This window comes from Vibrio maritimus (genome assembly GCF_021441885.1).
Lineage (GTDB): Bacteria > Pseudomonadota > Gammaproteobacteria > Enterobacterales > Vibrionaceae > Vibrio > Vibrio maritimus_B.
Genome location: NZ_CP090439.1, coordinates 347,720 through 369,765, shown reverse-complemented (window position 1 = coordinate 369,765; position 22,046 = coordinate 347,720). Strand labels below are relative to the sequence as shown.

22 protein-coding genes are annotated in these 22,046 nt (G+C 46.0%); 14 read left to right on the top strand and 8 right to left on the bottom strand.

All coding sequences use genetic code 11. From position 1 onward, the window contains the following. The first annotated feature begins 51 nt into the window (after positions 1–51). From dnaK to LY387_RS18260, 4 genes are all read left to right on the top strand, one after another. Complete coding sequence (gene dnaK, locus LY387_RS18275) at positions 52–1,947, top strand: molecular chaperone DnaK (protein ID WP_234497258.1); 1,896 nt, start codon at positions 52–54, stop codon at positions 1,945–1,947. A gap of 143 nt (positions 1,948–2,090) precedes the next feature. After that, entirely contained in the window at positions 2,091–3,008 is a 918-nt protein-coding gene (locus tag LY387_RS18270) for a DnaJ C-terminal domain-containing protein (protein WP_234497257.1), read from the top strand. 163 nt (positions 3,009–3,171) lie between these two features. Beyond that, the gene (locus LY387_RS18265) at positions 3,172–3,720 is read left to right on the top strand and encodes a glutathione peroxidase (protein ID WP_128649026.1); all 549 of its coding nucleotides are present in this window, start codon (positions 3,172–3,174) and stop codon (positions 3,718–3,720) included. Positions 3,721–3,796: 76 nt separating this feature from the next. Beyond that, a complete protein-coding gene (locus LY387_RS18260) occupies positions 3,797–4,690 on the top strand; it encodes a LysR family transcriptional regulator (protein WP_234497256.1) in 894 nt (297 codons plus the stop codon). Between the two features lie 75 nt (positions 4,691–4,765). On the opposite strand, the gene LY387_RS18255 is transcribed toward LY387_RS18260, so the two are convergent. After that, on the bottom strand, positions 4,766–5,896 hold the full coding sequence (locus tag LY387_RS18255) for an HlyD family secretion protein (RefSeq protein ID WP_128649024.1): 1,131 nt from the start codon (positions 5,894–5,896) through the stop codon (positions 4,766–4,768). A gap of 3 nt (positions 5,897–5,899) precedes the next feature. After that, positions 5,900–6,292 carry a DUF3302 domain-containing protein gene (locus tag LY387_RS18250; protein ID WP_234497255.1) on the bottom strand — a complete coding sequence of 131 codons (393 nt, stop codon included), beginning with the start codon at positions 6,290–6,292 and terminating at the stop codon, positions 5,900–5,902. Between the two features lie 113 nt (positions 6,293–6,405). Between LY387_RS18250 and LY387_RS18245 the strand changes: the two genes are divergently transcribed. Further along, positions 6,406–7,296 (top strand): DMT family transporter, encoded by an 891-nt coding sequence (locus LY387_RS18245; protein WP_234497254.1) that lies wholly within the window; start codon positions 6,406–6,408, stop codon positions 7,294–7,296. A gap of 12 nt (positions 7,297–7,308) precedes the next feature. On the opposite strand, the gene LY387_RS18240 is transcribed toward LY387_RS18245, so the two are convergent. Together LY387_RS18240 and deoD are read right to left on the bottom strand one after the other, a co-directional pair. After that, positions 7,309–8,796: a lactate dehydrogenase gene (locus tag LY387_RS18240; protein ID WP_234497253.1), complete on the bottom strand. Its 1,488-nt coding sequence runs from the start codon at positions 8,794–8,796 to the stop codon at positions 7,309–7,311. A gap of 123 nt (positions 8,797–8,919) precedes the next feature. Then, the gene (deoD, locus tag LY387_RS18235; RefSeq protein ID WP_128649023.1) at positions 8,920–9,630 is read right to left on the bottom strand and encodes a purine-nucleoside phosphorylase; all 711 of its coding nucleotides are present in this window, start codon (positions 9,628–9,630) and stop codon (positions 8,920–8,922) included. A 351-nt stretch (positions 9,631–9,981) separates the two neighbouring features. On the opposite strand from deoD, the gene LY387_RS18230 reads away from it, so the two are divergent. From LY387_RS18230 to LY387_RS18215, 4 genes are read left to right on the top strand one after another with little or no spacing between them, the layout of a single operon-like run. Beyond that, positions 9,982–10,932: a YbgA family protein gene (locus LY387_RS18230; RefSeq protein WP_234497252.1), complete on the top strand. Its 951-nt coding sequence runs from the start codon at positions 9,982–9,984 to the stop codon at positions 10,930–10,932. Continuing rightward, positions 10,922–11,728: a MerR family transcriptional regulator gene (locus LY387_RS18225; RefSeq protein ID WP_234497250.1), complete on the top strand. Its 807-nt coding sequence runs from the start codon at positions 10,922–10,924 to the stop codon at positions 11,726–11,728. Before LY387_RS18230 ends, LY387_RS18225 begins: the two co-directional genes overlap by 11 nt. Next, the gene (gene phrB, locus LY387_RS18220) at positions 11,725–13,131 is read left to right on the top strand and encodes a deoxyribodipyrimidine photo-lyase (protein WP_234497248.1); all 1,407 of its coding nucleotides are present in this window, start codon (positions 11,725–11,727) and stop codon (positions 13,129–13,131) included. The genes LY387_RS18225 and phrB overlap by 4 nt, the downstream gene beginning before the upstream one ends. Next, positions 13,131–14,042, top strand: a complete 912-nt coding sequence (locus LY387_RS18215; RefSeq protein WP_234497247.1) for a L,D-transpeptidase family protein — start codon at positions 13,131–13,133, stop codon at positions 14,040–14,042. The genes phrB and LY387_RS18215 overlap by 1 nt, the downstream gene beginning before the upstream one ends. 68 nt (positions 14,043–14,110) lie before the next feature. Here the strand turns inward: LY387_RS18215 and LY387_RS18210 are convergent, their stop codons facing one another. Continuing rightward, positions 14,111–14,359 carry an Lpp/OprI family alanine-zipper lipoprotein gene (locus LY387_RS18210; RefSeq protein WP_042470870.1) on the bottom strand — a complete coding sequence of 83 codons (249 nt, stop codon included), beginning with the start codon at positions 14,357–14,359 and terminating at the stop codon, positions 14,111–14,113. Between the two features lie 412 nt (positions 14,360–14,771). Between LY387_RS18210 and LY387_RS18205 the strand changes: the two genes are divergently transcribed. From LY387_RS18205 to pstB, 5 genes are all read left to right on the top strand, one after another. Further along, the gene (locus LY387_RS18205; protein WP_234497246.1) at positions 14,772–16,100 is read left to right on the top strand and encodes a DEAD/DEAH box helicase; all 1,329 of its coding nucleotides are present in this window, start codon (positions 14,772–14,774) and stop codon (positions 16,098–16,100) included. Between the two features lie 297 nt (positions 16,101–16,397). Continuing rightward, entirely contained in the window at positions 16,398–17,219 is an 822-nt protein-coding gene (locus tag LY387_RS18200; RefSeq protein ID WP_234497244.1) for a phosphate ABC transporter substrate-binding protein, read from the top strand. A gap of 93 nt (positions 17,220–17,312) precedes the next feature. Then, complete coding sequence (pstC, locus tag LY387_RS18195) at positions 17,313–18,245, top strand: phosphate ABC transporter permease subunit PstC (protein ID WP_234497243.1); 933 nt, start codon at positions 17,313–17,315, stop codon at positions 18,243–18,245. A 5-nt stretch (positions 18,246–18,250) separates the two neighbouring features. Next, entirely contained in the window at positions 18,251–19,114 is an 864-nt protein-coding gene (gene pstA / locus LY387_RS18190; RefSeq protein ID WP_042495108.1) for a phosphate ABC transporter permease PstA, read from the top strand. 98 nt (positions 19,115–19,212) lie between these two features. Then, the gene (gene pstB / locus LY387_RS18185; RefSeq protein WP_128649019.1) at positions 19,213–19,962 is read left to right on the top strand and encodes a phosphate ABC transporter ATP-binding protein PstB; all 750 of its coding nucleotides are present in this window, start codon (positions 19,213–19,215) and stop codon (positions 19,960–19,962) included. Between the two features lie 197 nt (positions 19,963–20,159). Here pstB and LY387_RS18180 read toward each other — a convergent pair whose 3' ends face one another. The 3 genes from LY387_RS18180 to LY387_RS18170 form a co-directional block, all read right to left on the bottom strand. Beyond that, positions 20,160–20,465 carry a hypothetical protein gene (locus tag LY387_RS18180; RefSeq protein ID WP_234497242.1) on the bottom strand — a complete coding sequence of 102 codons (306 nt, stop codon included), beginning with the start codon at positions 20,463–20,465 and terminating at the stop codon, positions 20,160–20,162. Between the two features lie 170 nt (positions 20,466–20,635). After that, entirely contained in the window at positions 20,636–21,844 is a 1,209-nt protein-coding gene (locus tag LY387_RS18175) for an MFS transporter (RefSeq protein ID WP_234497241.1), read from the bottom strand. Positions 21,845–21,856: 12 nt separating this feature from the next. Next, complete coding sequence (locus LY387_RS18170; protein WP_128649017.1) at positions 21,857–22,045, bottom strand: hypothetical protein; 189 nt, start codon at positions 22,043–22,045, stop codon at positions 21,857–21,859. Position 22,046 lies beyond the last annotated feature (1 nt).

Genomic DNA, 22,046 nt, shown 5'->3' with positions numbered 1-22,046 from the left:
GAATTAAGACTTTGCATTAGAATAAATAATGCGAAGCGGAGAGGTATTATTATGGGAAAAATTATTGGTATTGACTTAGGTACAACAAACTCATGCGTCGCGGTTCTAGATGGCGACAAACCGCGTGTGATTGAAAACGCAGAAGGAGAACGTACCACTGCATCCGTTATTGCTTACACCGATGGTGAGACTTTGGTCGGTCAACCGGCGAAACGTCAGGCAGTGACTAATCCAGAGAATACACTGTTCGCTATTAAGCGTTTGATCGGCCGTCGCTTTGAAGACGAAGAAGTTCAACGTGATATCGAAATCATGCCTTACAACATCGTCAAGGCAGACAACGGTGACGCTTGGGTAGAAGCCAAAGGCCAAAAAATGGCCGCGCCACAGGTTTCGGCTGAAGTACTGAAGAAAATGAAGAAAACAGCGGAAGATTTCCTTGGTGAAGAAGTTACCGGGGCAGTCATTACGGTGCCGGCTTACTTTAACGACGCACAGCGACAAGCAACGAAAGACGCAGGTCGCATCGCGGGTTTAGAAGTTAAGCGAATCATTAACGAACCAACGGCTGCGGCCCTTGCTTACGGTTTAGACAAAAAAGGCGGCGACCGCACAATTGCTGTCTACGACTTAGGTGGTGGTACTTTCGATATCTCTATTATCGAGATAGATGAAGTCGAAGGCGAACAGACCTTTGAAGTATTAGCAACCAATGGTGATACACACCTAGGTGGTGAAGACTTCGATAACCGATTGATTAATTACTTAGTGGAAGAGTTCAAAAAAGAGCAAGGCATCGACCTTAAGAAGGATGCTCTAGCGATGCAGCGTGTTAAAGAGGCGGCAGAGAAAGCGAAGATTGAACTTTCTTCTACTTCTCAAACCGATGTTAACTTGCCGTACGTGACAGCCGATGCAACGGGACCTAAGCACCTAAACGTGAAAGTGACCAGAGCTAAACTCGAATCCTTGGTTGAAGATCTTGTACTTCGTTCGATTGAACCGCTTAAGACCGCGCTTAACGATGCTGAACTGTCAGCAAGTGATATCACAGACGTCATTCTTGTCGGTGGTCAAACGCGTATGCCAATGGTCCAAGCGAAAGTAGCAGAGTTCTTTGGTAAAGAAGCACGCCGTGATGTCAACCCAGATGAAGCTGTCGCTATGGGGGCTGCGGTTCAAGGGGGCGTTCTCGCGGGTGACGTGAAAGATGTCCTTCTGCTTGATGTAACCCCGCTATCACTGGGTATTGAAACCATGGGTGGCGTGATGACTAAGCTTGTCGAGAAGAACACCACGATTCCAACTAAAGCGAATCAGGTATTCTCTACTGCAGAGGACAACCAGAGCGCAGTAACGATTCATGTTGTACAAGGTGAGCGTAAGCAAGCGATGTACAACAAGTCACTTGGTCAGTTCAACCTTGAAGGTATTCAACCAGCACCACGCGGAATGCCACAGATTGAAGTGACATTCGATATTGATGCGAACGGTATCCTCAACGTATCTGCGAAAGATAAGTCTACTGGTAAAGAGCAAAAGATCACGATCCAAGCATCAGGCGGTTTGAGTGATGCTGACATCGAAAAAATGGTTCAAGAAGCAGAAGCAAACAAGGAAGCGGATAAAAAGTTTGAAGAGTTAGCGACAGCTAGGAATCAAGCAGATCAGATGATTCACTCCACGCGCAAGCAGGTGGAGGAAGCAGGTGATGAGCTCCCAGCAGACGTGAAAAATGATATCGAAACCGCCATATCTGACTTAGAAGATGCACGCAAGAGCGAGGATAAGGTTGCGATTGATGACAAGATTCAGGCTCTGGTAACCGCAGCGCAGAAGCTAATGGAAATTGCTCAGCAAAAAGCGCAAGCCCAAAGCAACAACGCTCAATCTAAATCAGGCGCTGATGACGATGTCGTCGAAGCAGATTTTGAAGAAGTGAAATAACGCCTCTGGTAAGCCGTGAAAACGGTGTAATAAACAGTTGAGTTATGTTCATAAATACATAAACTTATCGGTATTCAGGGCGTAAGAGGGAAACTCATACGCCCTTTTTTCCGTTTGAGTAAGAGATTGAGTGAGGTTTTAGCATGTCAAAAAGAGATTATTACAGCGTGCTAGGTGTCTCCAAGGGAGCCTCAGAAAAGGATATTAAGAAAGCCTACAAAAAGTTGGCGATGAAATATCACCCAGACAAAAACCCAGGTGACACCGCAGCAGAAGCAAACTTTAAGGAAGTTAAAGAGGCCTACGAGGTACTCACTGATACTGAAAAAAGACGTCAGTATGATCAGTTTGGCCATGCTGCATTTGAAGGTGGCGGTTTTGGCGGCCACGGCGGCCATGGTGGCGGTGGATTCGAGGATATCTTTGGCGACGCATTCCGCCAGCGTGGTGGTGGCTTTGGTGGCGGCGGCTTCGGTGGTGGTTTTGGAGGTTTTGAGGATATCTTCTCCCAAGCGCGTGGTGGTCATGGTCGAGCAAGAGCTCAGAAAGGCAGAGATCAAGAGTTTACTCTAACGGTCGACTTTGTTGATGCGATTCAAGGCGCTGAAAAAGTGGTTGAACTGCCGATTAACGGCGAGAGCAAAAAGATCAATGTGAAGATCCCTGCCGGGATTAAAGATGGCGAGAAAATTCGCTTCTCGGGCAAAGGCGGTGCGGGCATTAATGGTGGTCCAGCGGGCGACCTTCTCCTGTCTATCGCGACGCGCAGTCATGCTTTTTTAGAGCGTGATGGTAACGATCTAATCTGCAACACCAAAGTTGATATGGTGACGGCTGCTCTGGGCGGCGAGGCTGAAGTGATTGTGCTCGATAGCCGCTTTAAGCTAAAGATTCCAGCGGGCACACAATCTGGTCGAAAATTTAAAATGACTGGGAAGGGTGTGACAGACCGTAAGGGGCAAACGGGTGATTTGCTTGTTAAGATTCAAGTGGAAACCCCGACGAACCTAACCGACAGACAAAGAGACTTGCTTGAGCAGTTCAAATTGACGATTGGCTAGACAGACCAGTATTACATACTATCAGCAGCCACCTTGTGTGGCTGCTTGTCGTTTTAATCAAGTATCGCTGGTGAACTAGTGAAGTTAGGTAATGTGTACATTTTTGCTGATGAACTATTCTTACTTTTACCCGTAAGAACAATCTCACTAAAAGGAGGCAGAAATGAGCATGGTTTTCAAAGCATTGATACTCGGTTTATTGTTTGGTTTATTCGCCAAAGAAGCCCTCGCAAGCAATTGTCCCTCCTTGTTGGATTCTACCCAACGTAAACTCAACTCTAACGATTCCGTAAGTCTGTGCGACGCCTATCAGGGAAAAGTGTTACTTGTCGTCAATACTGCTAGCCAATGTGGATTCACTGGTCAGTTTAAGGAGCTTGAAGCGCTTCACAACGAGTTTAAAGACCAAGGCTTCAGTGTGGTTGGCTTTCCTTCAAACGATTTTAATCAAGACAGGGGAAGCGAAGAAAACACGGCAAAAGTGTGTTACCTAGATTACGGCGTCACCTTTCCTATGATGGCGCGTAGCTCAATCAAGGGAGACAATGCTAACCCAGTTTTTGCTGAGATGGCAAAGCAGAGTGGCGTGACGCCGAAGTGGAATTTTTATAAGTATCTTGTCGGCCGTGACGGTAACGTCGTCGGTGTTTTCTCAACAGGAACCTCGCCAACAGACGCTAAGATTACGTCAATGATCAAAGGTCAGTTATAAGCTAAGGCGACTCGATTGACCCCAGTTCGGGCGTTAGCTAAAGTATTGCTACCACATCATATTTTAACTTCCAGCCATGAATATCGAACACCTTAAACTGTTTGTCCGACTCGCTGCCACCAACAATATCAGTCTTGCAGGGCAGGAGTTGGGGCTTTCTCCTGCTGTGTCGAGTGCTCATATTAGTAAGCTTGAGCAGGCGCTCGGCGTGCGTTTAGTACATCGAACGACGAGAAAGGTGTCGTTGACCGAAGAGGGCGTAGCTTTCCTACCTCATGCTGAAGAAGTGCTTTCGACGGTGGAAGCCGCAAGGGCTTCAATCGGCGTGGGCAGTACGACGCCATCTGGTACCTTGAGGGTGACGGCACCTGCGTCCTTTGGCCGTTTGCATATTGTTCCTGCTTTGAAGGGCTTCTTAGCTCAATATCCCGAGCTAACGATTGATTTTCGCTTTAGCGACAATATTGTCGATTTGGTTGAGGGAGGCTTCGATGTGGCGATACGCGATGCCGAGCTCAAAGATTCAACCTTGATCGCTCGAAAACTGGCGACAGATAGGCGTATTGTTTGCGCTTCACCTGAGTATTTATCAAAGTTTGGAGCACCTGAGACGCCGAGCGAGCTATCAAACCACCAATGTGTGCAATTAGTGGGTTTAGAGAGCTGGACCTTTGTGACCTCTCAGGGAAAAGAGACAATTAAGACCAAAGGTCTGCTGCGAACTGACAATGGTGACGCCATGAGGGATGCTTGTATCGATGGATTAGGGCTTGCTATCAACTCGACATGGAGTGTGTATAAACAGCTCAAAGAGGGCACTTTAGTCCAGGTACTAGAAGATTACCCCTTGGACTCAGATGTGGCGATTTGGGTGGTTTATCCAAGCTCACGATTACTTGCACCTAAGGTAAGAGCATTTATCGATTACTTTACTGAGTTTTACGGCAGCCCACCGTATTGGGAATGTTAATACGTATTGAGAATGGTAGAAAAAGCAAAGGCAACTCGTTTGAGTTGCCTTTATCGTTAATCATAGTCCCATGTATTAGTGGTCTAGATATAAGTAGTTTTGCCAACTCTTCATTCTGATAAGAACTTTGCGCATGATGGATACGTGCGTGAAGCTATCTGAGTAGACGGCAATTTCGGCATTGGAACCTGTAGGTAGTACGTATTCACTCATATCATCCTCGATAACCAGTTTCACCATAGCTCTACCAGAGGTATTGAAGGTTTGCGTAGTACGCAGCGTGCCGCTAGCACTGATTTGCCCTTCTGGAATCGTCGGCAACACTTCAACGACTTTTCCTTTGAATACTTTGCCTGGCAGTGCTCTGAACAAGAATTCCGCCTCGAAACCTGACTCTAGACGCTGCAGTGAGTTTTGTCTAAATGCACCGACATAAAAATCTTGCTCGGTGTGGACAAAGGTCATCAGTGGTGCGAGTGGAAGAGGCACTGCCATCATTCCAGGTCTTAACGCAAGCTGGGTAACGTAGCCATCTGTTGGCGCAACCACAACCGTTTCTCTTAGATTAAACTCGGCTTGAATCAGCTGTGCTTTTAGCTGAGCGACCATCGTATTCTCGCCAAATATCTCTGACTCGAACGCGAGTCGCGAGCTTTCTTCTTGCGCTTGTGCTGCCTCTAAAGCGGCTTGATTTGCCTTAAAGGTCTGTAAGCGAGTGTCGACTTGTTGCTCGGTAAAAGCGCCTTTTTTAAAGCCTTGTTGGTAACGATTATACTCACGTTCCGCCTTATCACGTTCCGCTTGCGCCTTGATGGTTTGTGACTGAGCAGCTTTATAAGCACTTTCTAATTCAAGAACATCCTGCTCTGCATCAGCGAGTGCAGCTTTTGCACGAATGACTTCTGCTTCAAATGGAATGGGATCAATTTTGAATAGGACATCACCTTTGCGAAGCTGCTGGTTTGCCTCTACGTCAACCGAAACCACTTTGCCTCGAACACTTGATACGATAGGGGTGGTCGTGTAGAACTGCCCGCCGATTTGGCTAAATGGGTGGTTGTAGTTCATCAGCAGGATTAGCGTGCCGACAAGTACCACGCCACCAAGTACAGCAGTTGGAACGGTCCATTTATTCAGAGGGATCTTAAAGATCTTAAAAATGGCGATACAAAGCGCGGCGTAGGTTAAAACGAGTAATAAATCCATGGCTTACTTCTCCTCGGCCTGAGGCTGTGATTGAGTTTGTGCGGCGGCTTTTTCTTGTGCTTGCTTGCCTTTGAGGTAGCCCACCTCTTGCTCGAGTGAGCTAACTTGATCAATCAGTTTTTCTAGGCGGTGGTGAAGGTCGTGTTGTTCTTCTTCGAGCTTATGAAAGCCCCAACCTCTTTCATTGCGCCATAACGTGGCCCAAATCCACAGAAACGGCCAGATGGCATGGAGCGTAAATAAGCTTACCCAACCTGCGACATGTATGGCATCCTGATGAGGGTGGTCGCGCTCTTTGGCGATCTCATAGGGAATATCGTGGATAACGATGATTCCATAAAACAGTACCAGGGCAACAAACACGAGTAGCCCTAGGGCAAAATAGTCCAGAAACATAATGCATCCTTGCTCAACAACATTTACAAAAAGCGCAACGAATCGACGCTAGTTAAGTATTTGTTATAATTATGTATTGTGCAATAGCAATCTGATAAATATTCGAGGTTTTAGTGACATTTCTTGGGGAGTTCGCCGCGATAGGTGCAGCGGTCGTATGGGCCGTCGCGACATGGATCTACAGTCAATTTAGCCATCAGTTTTCTGCAATGCAGCTTAATATCATCAAAGGTGTATTAGCGTCGACCATGATGCTGTTGGTGATGCCCTTTATACCAATGCCAGCAGTAGAGTTGAAATCAAGTTACGTTTTGATTCTTGGTATATCTGGCGTTATTGGGATTGCTATCGGGGACAGTGCCTATTTTGCTTCTCTAAAACGCATCGGCGCAGGGAAAACATTGCTACTAGAATCGCTTGCACCGCCACTGTCTGGTGTCCTGGCATTGATGTTTTTAGGTACTGCTCTGGGTTTTCAAAGTTGGTTAGGTGTCGTTATTACAACCGTCGCGGTGACCGCGGTTGTGTTCCAGCCAAATGGTAATGGAAACGAAAAGACCAGCCTTTCTGGGATCGGGTTTGGGTTGGTGGCGAGCGTTTGCCAAGCGACGGGGGTGGTTATCTCTCACTTTGCGCTAGTCCAAGGGGACTTGCCACCGCTTCTCGGGGCCTTTATCCGTCTGACTATTGGTGTGGCCGTTGTTGCTTGTCTTATTCCACTGTTCGAGAAAAAGCCTTACCGCTCGATGGTTCAGCAAGGGCGCACTATGAAAGCGGTGAGTTGGTATTGGCTAATCGCCGCTATCTTTGTTGGAACTTTCCTTGCGTTGTGGCTGCAACAAATTGCGCTCAAGCATGCGAATCCGGCAGTAGCGCAGACCCTTATTGCAACCAGTCCATTGTTCATTTTGATTATCTACGCAGTGCGAGGAGAGCAAATTTCTCGTCGTAGTGTTGTCGGTACTCTGTGTGCGCTACTGGGAATTTCTTTGTTCTTTTTGTAAGCGACAAACTAGCTAATCAAGTAGACAGCGAAGCGTCATCGGAGCGTCGGTGACGCCAAGTCTCTGAGCGGCCGTCAATCCTTGCTTATCTTGATAACATAAGTTGTGCCAAGCTCGGAAGATATCCAGAAGGGGATGTATTCCAGCGGGTCTTAGCTTTCTTCTGGGCTCATTAACGAAGCTCTCAAACAATAGCTGGAATCTATCTTGATAGAAACTGACCTGCTTGGTGTTCGCAGTTTGTAGCCAGTATGAGACGTTAGGGTTGCTACCAGCTAAGTAGCAAACGCCTTTGCTTGCTCCCGAGCTTTGATGAGTGACTGCCCAGCGATCTCTCCACCACCCCATTAACACCACATCCACAAGGTCGGAAGTCTCACCATCTTGCCATTGGTCGTCTTGTTCTACATACATCAGTTCGACATGGTTACTTTGAATCTGCTTTAAGAAAACGCTCAGCGCGGCAGAACGAAGTACAGGATCTTGGGGCATGTAGAGAGTAATACGTTTATTGCCGTCTGAGTTTTCCTCGAACAGTGACTCTAGAATCAGCAAATAGTGTGCATAGGAAGTATAAGGTGCGCGAATGAGCGACCCCACCGCAGGGTACGAAAAACGCGCGTAATTCCCCAAAGGGTCTTCAACATTGCTTCTTGCCAGAATGTTTTGATAGGTGAGGTCAATGCGTGCCTTTAAATCGGACGCTGATGCTGAAATCTCATGGTTGGTTTCTGCGCTATAGCTTTTCGGAACAATCTGAGCATTTACAGCGTATGCGTCATGATCTTCTAACGCGTCTGTGGCATCACTTGCAGAATAGTTCGTGTGCTGGCAAAGCACATACCCCGATTTAGCGTCGCAGGTAGCAAACCAAAAAACACCATTGTTACTTTGTGGTTGCAGTGCACGATAATGCGATGCGAGTTCAAAAGTATCGGCATGTTTTATCCAGCGACCATCAATATCCGCGAGTTTACGTCGGCAACGACTCGCGATTTGATCAATGTGATCGTAGAAAGTCTTCGGATTAATACCTAACTTACGACAAATCTCACGAACGGAATATCCGGTGAAAAGCAGCCCTAAAAGCGACTCTTGAAAGCTCAGTTTCTTGTTACTTCCAGACCATTTATCAACAAAGGTACCCTGACAAGCTTTGCAGCGGTAGCGTTGACGATCACCACTAAAACCAAACGAGTGGTAACGATCTTTGTGGGTATGAACAGAGAGCCCAAAATGTTCGCATTGAGGATCTTTGCATGAAGGGAGTCCTTCATGATGATGAAGTTTCAACCGTTTAAGCTCATTGAGAACTTCTTGGTTGTTAAGTAGGGGGGGAAACGCGCCACACTCGCGGCATACCATCGCTGGCCGTTTAGGGTTACTGTGCTGCAGGATATAGAGGTTTGCATCACTTAGTCCAAAATTGTCACACGCCAATGTTTTACAAAAATTGAGCTGTAACCCTTCTGCGGCCATCGGCAGTCTGCCTTCTGACACGTTCACCCCCTATGGTTTGTTTCGCACCGCGGACTCACTCAGTGATTATCTCACAGTACGCTTTATCGTTATCCAGTTAGAAAAAAGCCAGCTCATTTCAGGCTGAGAGCTGGCTTTTTCTGATTACAGGTTAATCGCAGTTTCCAGTGCGACGACCATCATATCGTTGAATGATTTTTGACGATCTTCTGAGCTTAGTTTTTCACCACGAATGATGTGGTCAGAAACAGTAAGTACGGTCAGTGCTTTTGCACCAAGGTCAGCGGCAACGCCGTAGATGCCAGCGGCTTCCATATCAACACCAAGAATACCTAGATGCTTCATTTTGTCGAAGATATCAGCTTCTGGAGTGTAGAACAGGTCTGCAGAGAAAATGTTACCCACTTTTACAGGTACTTCTTGAAGGCGAGCTTGCTTAACCGCTTCTTCTAGTAGGCCAAAGTCTGCGATGGCTGCGAAATCGTGATCGTTGAAGCGAATGCGGTTCACTTTAGAATCAGTAGAAGCACCCATACCGATTACAACGTCCATTAGGTTTACATCGTCACGCACAGCGCCACAACTACCCACGCGAATAACGTTTTTTACACCGTAGTCTTTAATCAGCTCATGAACGTAAATGCAGCATGACGGGATACCCATACCGTGACCCATAACGGACACGCGTTGACCTTTATAAGTACCGGTGTAACCGAACATGTTACGAACATCACACACTTTCTCAACGTCTTCTAGGAAGGTTTCAGCGATGTATTGAGCACGAAGTGGGTCGCCTGGCATTAGGACAGTTTCTGCGAAATCACCTGGTTTTGCATTGATATGTGGGGTTGCCATGGAGTCACTCCTAAAGTTTTAACTAATATTGTTGAACGTGTCGTTCTTTGTTGTGGGTGATTCTAGCGCTTGGTGTAAGGGTTCTATGAGAGTTTAGTCACAGTTTTATCTGTAAGGAGAAGATAATGACAGGATGATAACTAAATGTGTTGAAAGCGGTAGAGCAATCGATTTTTCTGCAACTAACAGCGATGGCGAGTTATTTCTCATCTCGATGTGAACCAATCGTTCCCCCTCTCCATATAATTGTACAAAACAATTTTTTGTATCACATTCCAAAGTAGTCTAATACTTATACATAGATATTTTTTGTACAACGTTAGCAAGAGCGATAAGAATAGGGAGATGGCAATGGGTGACAAAATTAAAGTGGGTATCAGTTCCTGTCTTTTAGGTGAAAAGGTTCGATTTGATTCAGGTCATAAGCAAAGCACGTACGTAAACAAAGAACTTCGTGACTATTTTGACTTCGTATCCGTGTGCCCGGAGGTGGGCATGGGACTGTCTGTTCCACGTCCTACGATTCGATTAATGAGTGACGAAGAGCGCATTATTCTAGTTGAAACAAAAGACGCTTCGAAAGACTATACCGATGGCATGATGCAATTCACCCGAGGTAAGGTCGATGAACTCAAAGATACCGAAATGTGCGGCTACATCGTGTGCGCGAAATCGCCAAGCTGCGGTATGGAGCGTGTGAAGGTCTATTCAAATGGTCACGCATCAACCGATGGCGTTGGCTTGTATACAAAACATTTGATGGAGACTATGCCTTGGCTGCCAGTGGAAGAAGATGGCAGGCTCAATGACCCTATATTGAAAGAGAACTTCATATCGCGCGTATATGGCCTGAATGACTTCTACAAATCAATGGATGGGGAGCCAACTGCGGGTAAAATCGTTGCGTTTCATTCACGATACAAGCTGACGCTCATGGCGCATGACCCTGCCTCGTACAAGGAGTTAGGTAGATTGGTGGCCAATCAAGCCGATTATAGCCCTGAAGAGTTTTATCAAGCTTATCGCCTCGGACTGATGGAGGGTCTTAAGAATCGTGCAAGCCGTAAAAACGTAACCAACGTTCTTATGCACATCCAAGGCTACTTCAAACGCTCGCTCACTAAAGCTGAAAAAGCAGAACTTGCGACGGTAATAGACGACTACCGTACGGGCATACTTCCTGTTCTTGCTCCACTTACGCTGCTGAAACACTATCTCAATGCGTATCCAGATGAATACTTGGCGCAGCAGCAGTTTTTGCAACCACACCCAGAGGAGATGCGTCTAAGGTATGGCTTGTAATGAAACTCTATATGCGATCCGTGAAGTCGCCGATTTAACGGGCGTAAAGCCCGTTACCTTGCGAGCGTGGCAGCGCCGATACAACTTGATCCAGCCACAGCGTACTGACAAGGGGCATAGGCTCTACACGTCGGAGGACGTTGAGCGTATCAATACCATACAAGGTTGGCTTAGCAAGGGCGTTTCTATAGGCAAGGTCAAGTCGTTACTCGACTCTAACACAATCTTTCAAGCGAATATTGAGACTGAGCAGCTAGAAGAAGTGTCTGAGATGCTAGATGCGCTCAGCCACTTGAATGGAAGCAAGGTAGACAAGATTTTGACTGTCGTACTGAAAGAGTACCCTCTCGAAATAGTAGAAAGCAAATTCGTGGTTCCAGTACTTAACGCTGCAGAGTTTTTGAAAGTAGGTCCTAAAGCGATACAGTTGTCTTTGTTCAGAACTTCTCTTGTTCAGAAGCTCGCAGTGATGTCGGCTCGAGATTCTACACGCAAGAAGAGCGAGTCCGTCCTGTTTGTCAGTATGGACGTAGCAGGGAACCCTTTTGCATGGCTCAATTACGCCAAGCTTGCAGAACAGGGTGTCAGTGTCACGTTTCTAGATGGCGTCGAAGATCTATCGGTACTTCAGACCGAACCCTCTAGCTTTGTTTCGGTTCAGTTGTTCGCAGAGAAATCCTTATCTGAAAAACAGCTTGAGTCGATACGCATTCAAAGAGAAAGGGGAGAAGTACTATGGAAACTGTCTCCTGTAATAGAACATCTATTAGAAGATAAAGAGAGTATTGAAACATGAGATTGGTGTTGTTTAACCGTGACCTAAGGGCGATTGATAACACTGCCCTCATTGAAGCGATTGATGGAACCACGCCTGTTATTGGCTGTTACATCGTTACTCCTAAACAATGGGAGCAACATGATCTGTCTCCAATACAGGCTGATCTCATCTACCGAAGACTCGGTGAACTAGAATCCGAGCTTAGCGATATTAATGTCCCACTTATTTACGGGCGCAGTGATAATTTCAGTTCTGCGAACGATTGGTTGATCAGCTACTGTCTCGAATTAGGCATTACCGATATCTATTTGAACAGCGATTACGAGTTTAATGAAGTCGAGCGTGCAACATTTTTATCCCAGGCAGCATCGACTCACAATATTTCAGTTCACACCTTTTCAGACAAATGTATGCTGGCGCCTGGAACAGTACTGAACAAGCAAGGTGGCTACTTCAAAGTCTTTACGCCTTTTCGAAAAGCTTGGCAGAACCAATTCTCTCACGCCGAGGTAAGAAAACCGAAGGTATCCGCCGAGGTGTCTTTGCCTCAAGAGGTTAGTGCGTCATTAGATGACGTGTTTGATTACCCGCGCCAAGACAGCAGTCAGTGGTTGGTATCGACCAAGGACATATTGGCACGATTAAGGCAGTTTTCTGATGAATCGGCTCGTTACTACAATACCGAGCGTGACATTCCCTCGATAGACGGTACAAGTCAACTCAGTCCTTATTTGGCTATCGGAGCGTTATCTGTCAGACAATGTATCGCGCGGCTTTACTACGATGCGGGTAACGAACCGTTATCCGAAGGTGCTCAAGTGTGGTTGAGCGAACTCATTTGGCGTGAGTTTTACCAACACCTAACCCATTTTGAACCTAAGTTAAGCAAACATCACGGATACTTAGATTGGGAAAGGGCATTGAGGTGGCCGGGTGAGGATTCGTGGTTTGAGCGCTGGTGCGAGGGAAAGACGGGATACCCTATCGTTGATGCCGCCATGCAGCAACTGAACCAAACTGGTTGGATGCACAATAGGTTAAGAATGATTGTGGCGAGCTTTTTAACCAAAGACCTCAACATCGACTGGCGCCGCGGAGAAAGATATTTTATGAGTAAGCTTGTCGATGGTGACTTTGCGGCTAACAACGGCGGGTGGCAGTGGTGTGCATCAACAGGGTGCGATGGTCAGCCTTATTTTCGAATCTTCAACCCGATTACTCAGGGAGAGCGTTTTGACTCCCAAGGTGAGTTTATTCGCTCTTGGCTCCCTGAGCTGCGTGATGTTCCCAATAAATTTATCCATAAGCCATGGACGTGGTCAGAGTTTGCTTCGTTGGGCTATCCGGAGCCAATAGTTGATCATAAGACGCAAAGAGAGATAACCTTAGCACTATACAAAGAAGCGAAGGACCAATTTTGATGTTACGTAAGACCTTGTTAGCAGCATGCTTAGGACTCTCTCAATGGGTGAGCGCCGCGACATTTGAGCTACCTACTGATGGAAGTAACATGGTGGGCACTCTCCAGTACCACAGTGTTGAAGCAGGCGAAACAATGTCAGACATTGCCAAGCAATACGATGTTGGCTTTTTGTCTTTGATGGCAGCAAATAAAGGCGTAGACCCGTTCTTACCAAAAGAAGGGTATGTCTTGACCATCCCGAGCCAAGCAATTCTGCCAGAGGTTGAGTACAAGGGGATCGTTATTAACCTTGCTGAGCTTCGTTTGTATTACTTTGAGCCAGAGAAAAACCTGGTACACATTTTTCCTGTGGGCATCGGTCGTATTGGACAAGATACGCCAGAGATGACTACCAAAATAAGTCAGTTAAGGGAAAACCCGACTTGGACGCCGCCAGCGTCTATTCGCAAGGATTACTTAGCAAAAGGGGTTGAACTGCCAGATGTTGTCCCTGCCGGTCCTGATAACCCTCTGGGCGACTACGCCATGCGATTGGCTTATGGTACGGGCTCTTATCTTATTCACGGAACGAACAAAGACTTTGGTATCGGTCTGAGGGTGAGTGCGGGTTGTATTCGAATGGACCCTAAAGATATTGACTGGCTGTTCCATCAGGCAAATATCGGAATGCAAGTGCGCATTATCGATGAACCGATTAAAGTAGCTCTAGAACCGGATCGCAGTGTATTTATCGAGGCACACGAACCGCTTACACGAAGCGATGGTAGCAAGAAAGACATGGAGATCCCTCAAGAGCTGACTTGGTGGTTAGAAGAGTATGGCATCCGTGATCAAATCGCACGTGCTGCTGTGCTCGCTCAAAATGGGGTGCCAGTAGAGGTGGTTCCGGCGATGGATGACCTTGAATAGAGTGTTTTAACAGATATAAAAAAACGCCCACGTTATCGTGGGCGTTTTTCGTAGTGTCTAATTTATGCTTACTTAGTGTAAGACTGAGCGATGTTGTCGATACGCTCGTTAGCACGCTCAGCTTCTTCTTGAGCAGCCATCGCGTTTTTGTTACCCATTTGTACTTCATTCTTAAGTGCTTGTACGTCTGCACTTAGTTGGCTAACTTGGTTGCTCAGGTCATCCATTTTTGCTGTCGTTGCTTCATCTGGACCAGATGCACAACCTGCTAGTAGTAGAACTGACGATGCTGCAGCTGCAATTAAAACTTTCTTCATTATAAGCTCCTTCAGGATTAGTATTTAAAACAGCCCTGCAACTTGATTGTTAGCAATAAGGCTATTTTTGAGTTTAGTGCCTAATTTTAAGAACGCAAATTATTTAAAAGTCAGAAAAACCAAAAAATTACGCGATTTTGAGGTTAAACTTCCTTTGTCTTAATTATGAGATTAACACTGGCGAGATTAATGTGATCTAAATCACATTGAGTTCATGTTACCGTGATAAGTCTCTGTATAGACTGATTTTATTTCATTTTGATGAAAAAACAACCGAATTGTGTTCAGAGTTATCCTACATAGGCGGTATATACGCTAGTTAGATACTATATTTATCGGCTGGTGGCATGAGGAATTATCGGGTATCATGCGCGCTCATTTTTAGCCTGCAACCGTCTGAGGAGAACTTGCATTGCAATTTAAAGAACTTGGCCTAGATAACCGACTATTGAAGAACTTAAGTCACTATGACTTTAAAAAAGCGACCGATATCCAGAAGCAGGCTATTCCAGTAGCCATCGCTGGTAAGGACTTGCTGGCGTCTTCAAAAACGGGTTCGGGCAAGACTTTGGCATTTGTATTGCCGATGCTGCATAAATCTCTTAAGAACAAAGCATTCTCTGCAAAAGATCCACGTGGTGTGATTTTGGCGCCAACACGTGAATTGGCAAAGCAGGTATATGGTGAGCTGAAATCTATGTTGGGTGGCTTGTCTTACGAGGCAACACTTATCTTAGGTGGTGAGAACTTCAACGACCAAGTAAAAGCACTGCGCCGTTTTCCAAAGTTCATTGTTGCGACGCCAGGACGCCTAGCTGACCACTTAGAGCACCGTTCACTGTTTTTAGACGGCCTAGAAACCTTGGTTCTTGATGAAGCCGACCGTATGTTGGATCTAGGTTTTGCTCCAGAGCTGCGTCGTATCCACAACGCAGCGAAACACCGCCGCCGTCAAACATTGATGTTTTCTGCGACGCTCGATCACGCCGAAGTGAACGACATCGCAGCAGAGATGCTGGATGCGCCAAAACGTATCTCTATTGGCGTATCAAACGAAGAACACAAAGACATCACCCAGAAGTTCTACCTATGTGATCATCTAGATCATAAAGAAGCTTTGTTAGAGCGCATTCTAGAAGAAGCTGAGTACAAGCAGGTAATCATCTTTACCGCTACTCGTGTTGATACCGATCGTTTGACGAAATGGCTGAATGAAAAGCAGCTCAAGGCTATCGCGCTGAGCGGTAATCTAAACCAAACTCAACGAAACACCATCATGAGTCAATTTGAGCGTCACGTGTTTAAGATCCTAGTGACGACCGATGTTGCCTCTCGTGGTCTGGACATCGCGACTGTCACGCACGTAATCAACTTTGATATGCCAAAACATACCGAAGAATATGTTCACCGTGTTGGTCGTACTGGTCGTGCTGGCAACAAAGGTGATGCGATTTCATTAGTTGGTCCTAAAGACTGGGATAGCTTTAAACGTGTCGAGGCATTCCTTCAACAAGATATTAGCTTCTCTGAACTTGAAGGCCTGAAAGGCAAGTTCAAAGGATTCCGTCCTAAGAAGCCGGCTTTCAAGAAGAAAGCGCAGGCAGCTAAAAGCAAAGCTCAGCAGAAGAAAGCGACGCCTAAGAAGCCTGCCAAACGCGACAAAACGTTTTTCAACAATGTTGCTGTGGGGGATTCGGTATTCATTCCGAAGAAAAAACCTAAGCCAACAGACAGTGAATAAGTAAAAAGGGCCTCATCGAGGCCCTTTTTGCATCTTAAAAGAGGCGAAAAACTCATCAAACGAGTTCGTTTATGACAGTCATAATCGTACGATTTTTCACTGTCATATTTGAGTTTAGGCTCAAATAAGCCTGGTAAACCTCTGAATTATAGTGATCTTCTCCCATTACCCCTCATTTTTAAAATTCTCATTTGTCATAGACCTTTCAAGGAACTGAAACACAACTGTCATATTTCCCCACTAATCTTGTCAGCGTTCAAACGAAACAAGGCAATCAAGCCATTAAAGGAAATTGTGATGAAAAAGACAGTTATCGGTGCAATCGCTCTACTAGGCGCACTAACAGTGACATCAGCTTCAGCAAAAGAAACTATCTCTGTAGTAGGTTCTAATAGTGCTTCTCCACTGGTTGAGGTTTTTGCAGAAACTTACATGAACAAAGGCGAACCAGTGTTTATCGAAATCCAAGCACCAGGTTCTTCAGCAGGTATTCGTGCAGCGAAGGATGGCAGCGCAGACCTAGGTATCTCTTCTCGTGACCTTAAAGCAGAAGAAAAATCAGCAGACCTTAAAGAGCTGGTTATCGCTCGTGACGGTATTGCAGTTGTAGTTAACCCAAACAACAGCGTAAAAGAGCTAACTGCTGACCAAATCACTCGCATCTACAAAGGCGAAATCTCAAACTGGAGCGAAGTAGGTGGCGAAAACAAGCCAATCGTTGCTATCACTCGTGACACAGCTTCTGGTACTCGTGGCGCTTTTGAAGACATCCTAAAGCTTAAAATGGAGATCAGCGGCAAGAAAGTTTCTGCTATCTCTCAACGTGCTCAAGTTGCTAACGGTAACGGTGCACTAAAAGTATCTGTAGCGAACAACCCATACGCTATCGGTTACATCTCTCTAGGTACAGTTGATGAAACAGTTCAGCCTCTAGTTATCGATGGCGCTGCAGCAACTGTAGACAACGTTAAGAACGGTTCTTACAAAGTAGCTCGTCCATTCCTTGTTCTTTACAAAGATGGCGCTCCTTCAGCAGAAACTCAACAGTTCCTAGATTGGATGGTTGGTGACGAAGCTCAAGCTCTATCTGCTGACAAAGGTTACATCACTGTAAACTAAGTCACCCAGTAAATTATTTAAGTTGCTCGGCCCACCTTTTCGGGCTGAGCCTTTTGCGCGTCTATCGAAGTATTTAAAAATAGAAGCAGTATTATGACCATCGCAACAAATAGTGAGAAGCTTATGAACAATGAAGCGACTCAGTCTGAAACTCGCAGCCTTAAGGCTCAAAAGCGAGTGGATTGGAAAGAAAGAATTTTCCACGGACTTTTCCTAACCAGTGCAATTATCGGTATCGTTTCTCTTGCCGTTATTGCTTACTTCATCGTTAAAGAAAGTATCCCAGCATTCCAAGAAGTGGGTGTGAGTGGCATCGTACTAGGTCAGCACTGGCTACCACCAGCGCTTTACGGTGTTGCAACCATGATTGTGGCATCGATTGTCTCTACGCTTGGTGCTGTCGTCGTTGGTGTTCCAATTGGTGTTCTAACGGCTATCTTTATCGCTGAAATCGCACCAAAGCGTTTAGCGGACATTATCCGTCCTGCGGTTGAACTACTTGCGGGTATCCCTTCGGTGGTTTACGGCTTCTTTGGTCTGATTATCATCGTACCGCTTATCCAGCAGGTGTTTAATGTACCAGCGGGTAACACAATTCTTGCGGGTATCATCGTACTTGGCATCATGATTCTTCCAACGGTAATTACCGTTTCGGAGACATCGATTCGTGCAGTACCACGCACCTACAAAGAGGGCTCGTTGGCTCTTGGTGCATCAAAGATTTACACCATTTTTAAACTTCTCGTTCCTGCGGCTCGTTCAGGCATCATGACTGGCGTGATTCTGGGTATCGGTCGTGCGCTAGGCGAAACCATGGCAATTATCATGGTTATGGGTAACGCACCGGCTATGCCTGGCAGCATTCTAGATTCTGCTCGTACACTGACTGCAAACATCGCAATCGAAATGTCTTACGCAAGTGGCGTGCATGCAAACGCACTTTACGCGACAGGTGTTGTGCTTCTCGTGTTTATCATGATGCTCAACTCGATTCTTCTGTACTTGAACCGTGAGAAAGCGAAGTAATTATTATGGATACAGTAAAACTAAAGAAAGCGCGTGTTCAAAAAGACGCGATTCTCAATGCCTTTGTTTGGGCAGCAGCGGCAATGACCGTAGGCTTCTTGTTCTGGATTATTTGGTACATCCTGTCCAATGGTCTTCAGCACGTAGATTGGAACTTTATTACTGACAACTACACGGCAACAGGTAAAGAGAAGGGCATCTTCCCGATGATCATCTCGACCATTTACATGGTTATTGCATCGATTGCTGTCGCAGCGCCTTTGGGCATCATGACGGCTATCTACCTGACGGAATACGCGAAGGTAGGCAGTAAGCTGGTTAAGGTTATCCGTTTTTGTACTGAATCGTTGGCGGGTATTCCGTCAATCATCTTCGGTCTGTTTGGTATGACGTTCTTTGTCGTCATCATGGGCTTTGGTTTCTCGATTCTATCGGGTGCACTTACGCTAAGTATCTTGATTCTACCGGTTATTATCCGTACGACAGAAGAAGCTCTAATGGCGGTACCACAAACTTACCGTGAAGGTTCTTACGGTTTGGGTGCGTCGAAAATCTACACTATTTGGCGTCTTATTCTGCCAAGTGCAACTCCAGGTATTCTTACTTCGGTCATTCTAAGTATTGGTCGTGTTATCGGTGAATCTGCACCGGTATTCTTGACAGCAGGTATGGTGGCACGTGTGCCAGATTCACTGCTAGATTCAGGTCGTACCCTAACGGTTCACCTGTACAAACTCACAACGGAACTGTTTACCATGGATGAGTGGAACCAAGCATACGGTACAGCGACTGTACTGATTGTGGTTGTCCTACTTATCAATATGCTAACGAAGTTTATCGCTAGCCGCTTTAATACAGCAACGTACTAATTGAGAACAATTCGACTGATGGTGAGGCCAGACCATAAAGAGCCAAGCCATCAAATTAAATACGAATTAACACGACAAAGAATTTAGAGAATAGAGACATGAACAAGTTTAACATTGAAAACCTAGACCTTTTCTACGGCGAAAACCAAGCACTTAAAGCGATCAACCTACCGATCCCAACTCGCCAAGTTACGGCGCTAATTGGCCCGTCGGGCTGTGGTAAGTCAACACTGCTTCGCTGTTTGAACCGTATGAACGACCTTATAGAAGGCGTTAAAATTACCGGTTTGCTAGAAATGGATGGCACGGACATCTACGGCAACATCGACGTTGCAGACCTACGTATCAAAGTAGGTATGGTGTTCCAGAAGCCAAACCCATTCCCAATGAGCATCTACGAGAACGTGGCTTACGGTCTTCGTGCACAAGGCATCAAAGACAAGAAGCACATCGACGAAGTGGTTGAAAGCTCGCTTCGCGGCGCAGCGCTTTGGGACGAAGTAAAAGACCGTCTTAAGTCACATGCGTTTGGTCTGTCTGGTGGTCAGCAGCAGCGTCTGTGTATCGCACGTACGATTGCAATGCAGCCTGACGTTATCCTAATGGATGAACCAACGTCTGCACTTGACCCAATTGCGACACACAAAATCGAAGAGCTGATGGAAGAGCTGAAAAAAGACTACACCATCGTTATCGTAACGCACTCTATGCAGCAAGCTCGTCGTATTTCAGACCGCACTGCATTCTTCCTAATGGGAGAGCTAGTAGAGCATAACGACACTCAGGTTATCTTCTCAAACCCAAGCGATGACCGTACACAAGGTTACGTAAACGGTGACTTCGGTTAATGTCGGTTTTGCCAGCAAGCGTTTGAACACAATTTCCAATTATCGCACGATTCATTTTGAATCAGAGAGTTAGCGAGTGACAGAATTTACTGGCATATCACTATAATTATAAGCGATGGTACTATTGCCCCTCCTAGTGAGGGGCTTTTTTTGTCTGTGGGGGCGGAAACTATTGGTAGGGTTAATCTGCGGTTAGGTTAGTTTTGAAATAGAAAAACGCAGCTCTCCAAGTACTCCAGCATGTCTTGTCGAGATATTGGCTGTTCGGCTTTATAGCCGGTAATTAAGCCATAAACGATGGAATAGTTTTTCTCATTGTGAGCAATATTCTCTTGCGAGAAGTAGTCCGAGATTAAAGAGCTAAGCTGAAAAACATCGCTACGACTCAACGTATTGGCGTCTTCACTTTTCGTGAGTGCATCCTCAGGAAGATGACTGAGTTTAGTCGTTAGCCATTTGACAAGTTGCGAGTCTTCTACGGTACTCTGATATTCAATTTCCACAGCGTTAATCCGAAAATGAGTGAATGCTCTAATGCTAGGAAACTTTTATCATACTTGCTATAGGAGAAAAGTCGCATCTATCGAACTTAGCGATTGAAGTCACATTGATGTAACGACAAAAACAAAAAAAGCCAACGAACTCGTTGGCCTTTTGGAAAGAAGGAGTGGTGTTACGAAGCTGTCGCTACTCGAAGCGGTTTGTCATTAATAGGTAAGTGAATCAAGGCTGCTACAAATGCTAGTACCACAGTTGACCACCAAATAGGTTCATAAGAGCCGTAGTAATCATAAATACGACCGCCAGCCCAAGCGCCCAAGAAACTGCCAACCTGATGGGTAAAGAAGACTAAACCATACAGAGTCGATAGATAGCGCGCACCAAAGATCTGACGAACAAGGCCCGAAGTTAATGGCACCGTACCCAACCAGCAGAAGCCAATGGCTCCACCAAAAAGAGCGGCGGTGTGCTCGGTAACTGGCATGGTCACAAATGCAGCGATCACTACCGTTCTAAATAGATACAACATCGACATTACATGGCGTTTGCTGAACTTGTCACCCATCAAACCCCAGAAATAAGAGCCAAAGATATTAAAGATACCCACATAAGCCAGTGCCAGTGCGGCGCTGCTTGCTGGGAGGTTCTTATCCGCTAGATAACTCGGTAAGTGCGTAGCGATAAACATGACATGGAAACCACACACGAAAAAGCCTGCATGGATAAGCCAGTAGCCTTTGTGATTAAACGCTTCTTTTAATGCTTCTTTCAGCGTTAATTCGTTTGCTTCGACTTGAGTAGAGGCTGCTTTTCCTTGGCGTGACGACTTCATGAATAGCGAAAAGGCGATCATCAAGGTACAAAGCACAGCGAAGCCTTGTAGCGCACCCTGCCAACCCATATCTTCAAGCATCAGCTGCGCACCAGGAATCATCGCGAACATACCAAAAGACCCAGCAGCAGTTGTTAAGCCGAATGCTTTCGCTGCGTGCTCTGCTGGTACTACTTTGGCGACGGCGCCAAGCACAATAACGTAGCTAGTTGCACTGAGACCTAAGCCGACTAATGCGCCCAGTGAGAAGTATAGAACCGAGGCTTCTGTTGTAATCGACGTCAGATAGAGACCGACTGCATAGGCAATAGCGCCGAGCAGAATAATGCGCTTTGAGCCCCATTTGTCTGCAGCCATGCCCACGAACGGCTGGAAAAGACCGAACAGTAAGTTTTGCAGCGCAATCGCAAAACTGAAGAACTCACGTCCCGTTTGAAAGTGATCAGAGATTGGCATCATGAAAATACCAAAAGACTGACGAATACCCAGACTAACGATCAGGATACCAATACCCAGCCAGACAAGGGCTGGAAAGCGGAAAATACTCATTGTAATGACGCTCTAATGATGGTGGTGTTGATGATGAGAATGATCCATGGGATCAGATGGGTTCTGTTGGTGACACCCACTGTTAATCGCTTGCTGTGCCAGCAAGTCTAATAACTTTGGTGAGTGATGTACCGCCAACAGAGTCACTGCCAGTAAAAGCGACATCCTCATTAGCTGAGCAAAAATGGATTGTGAAAACATA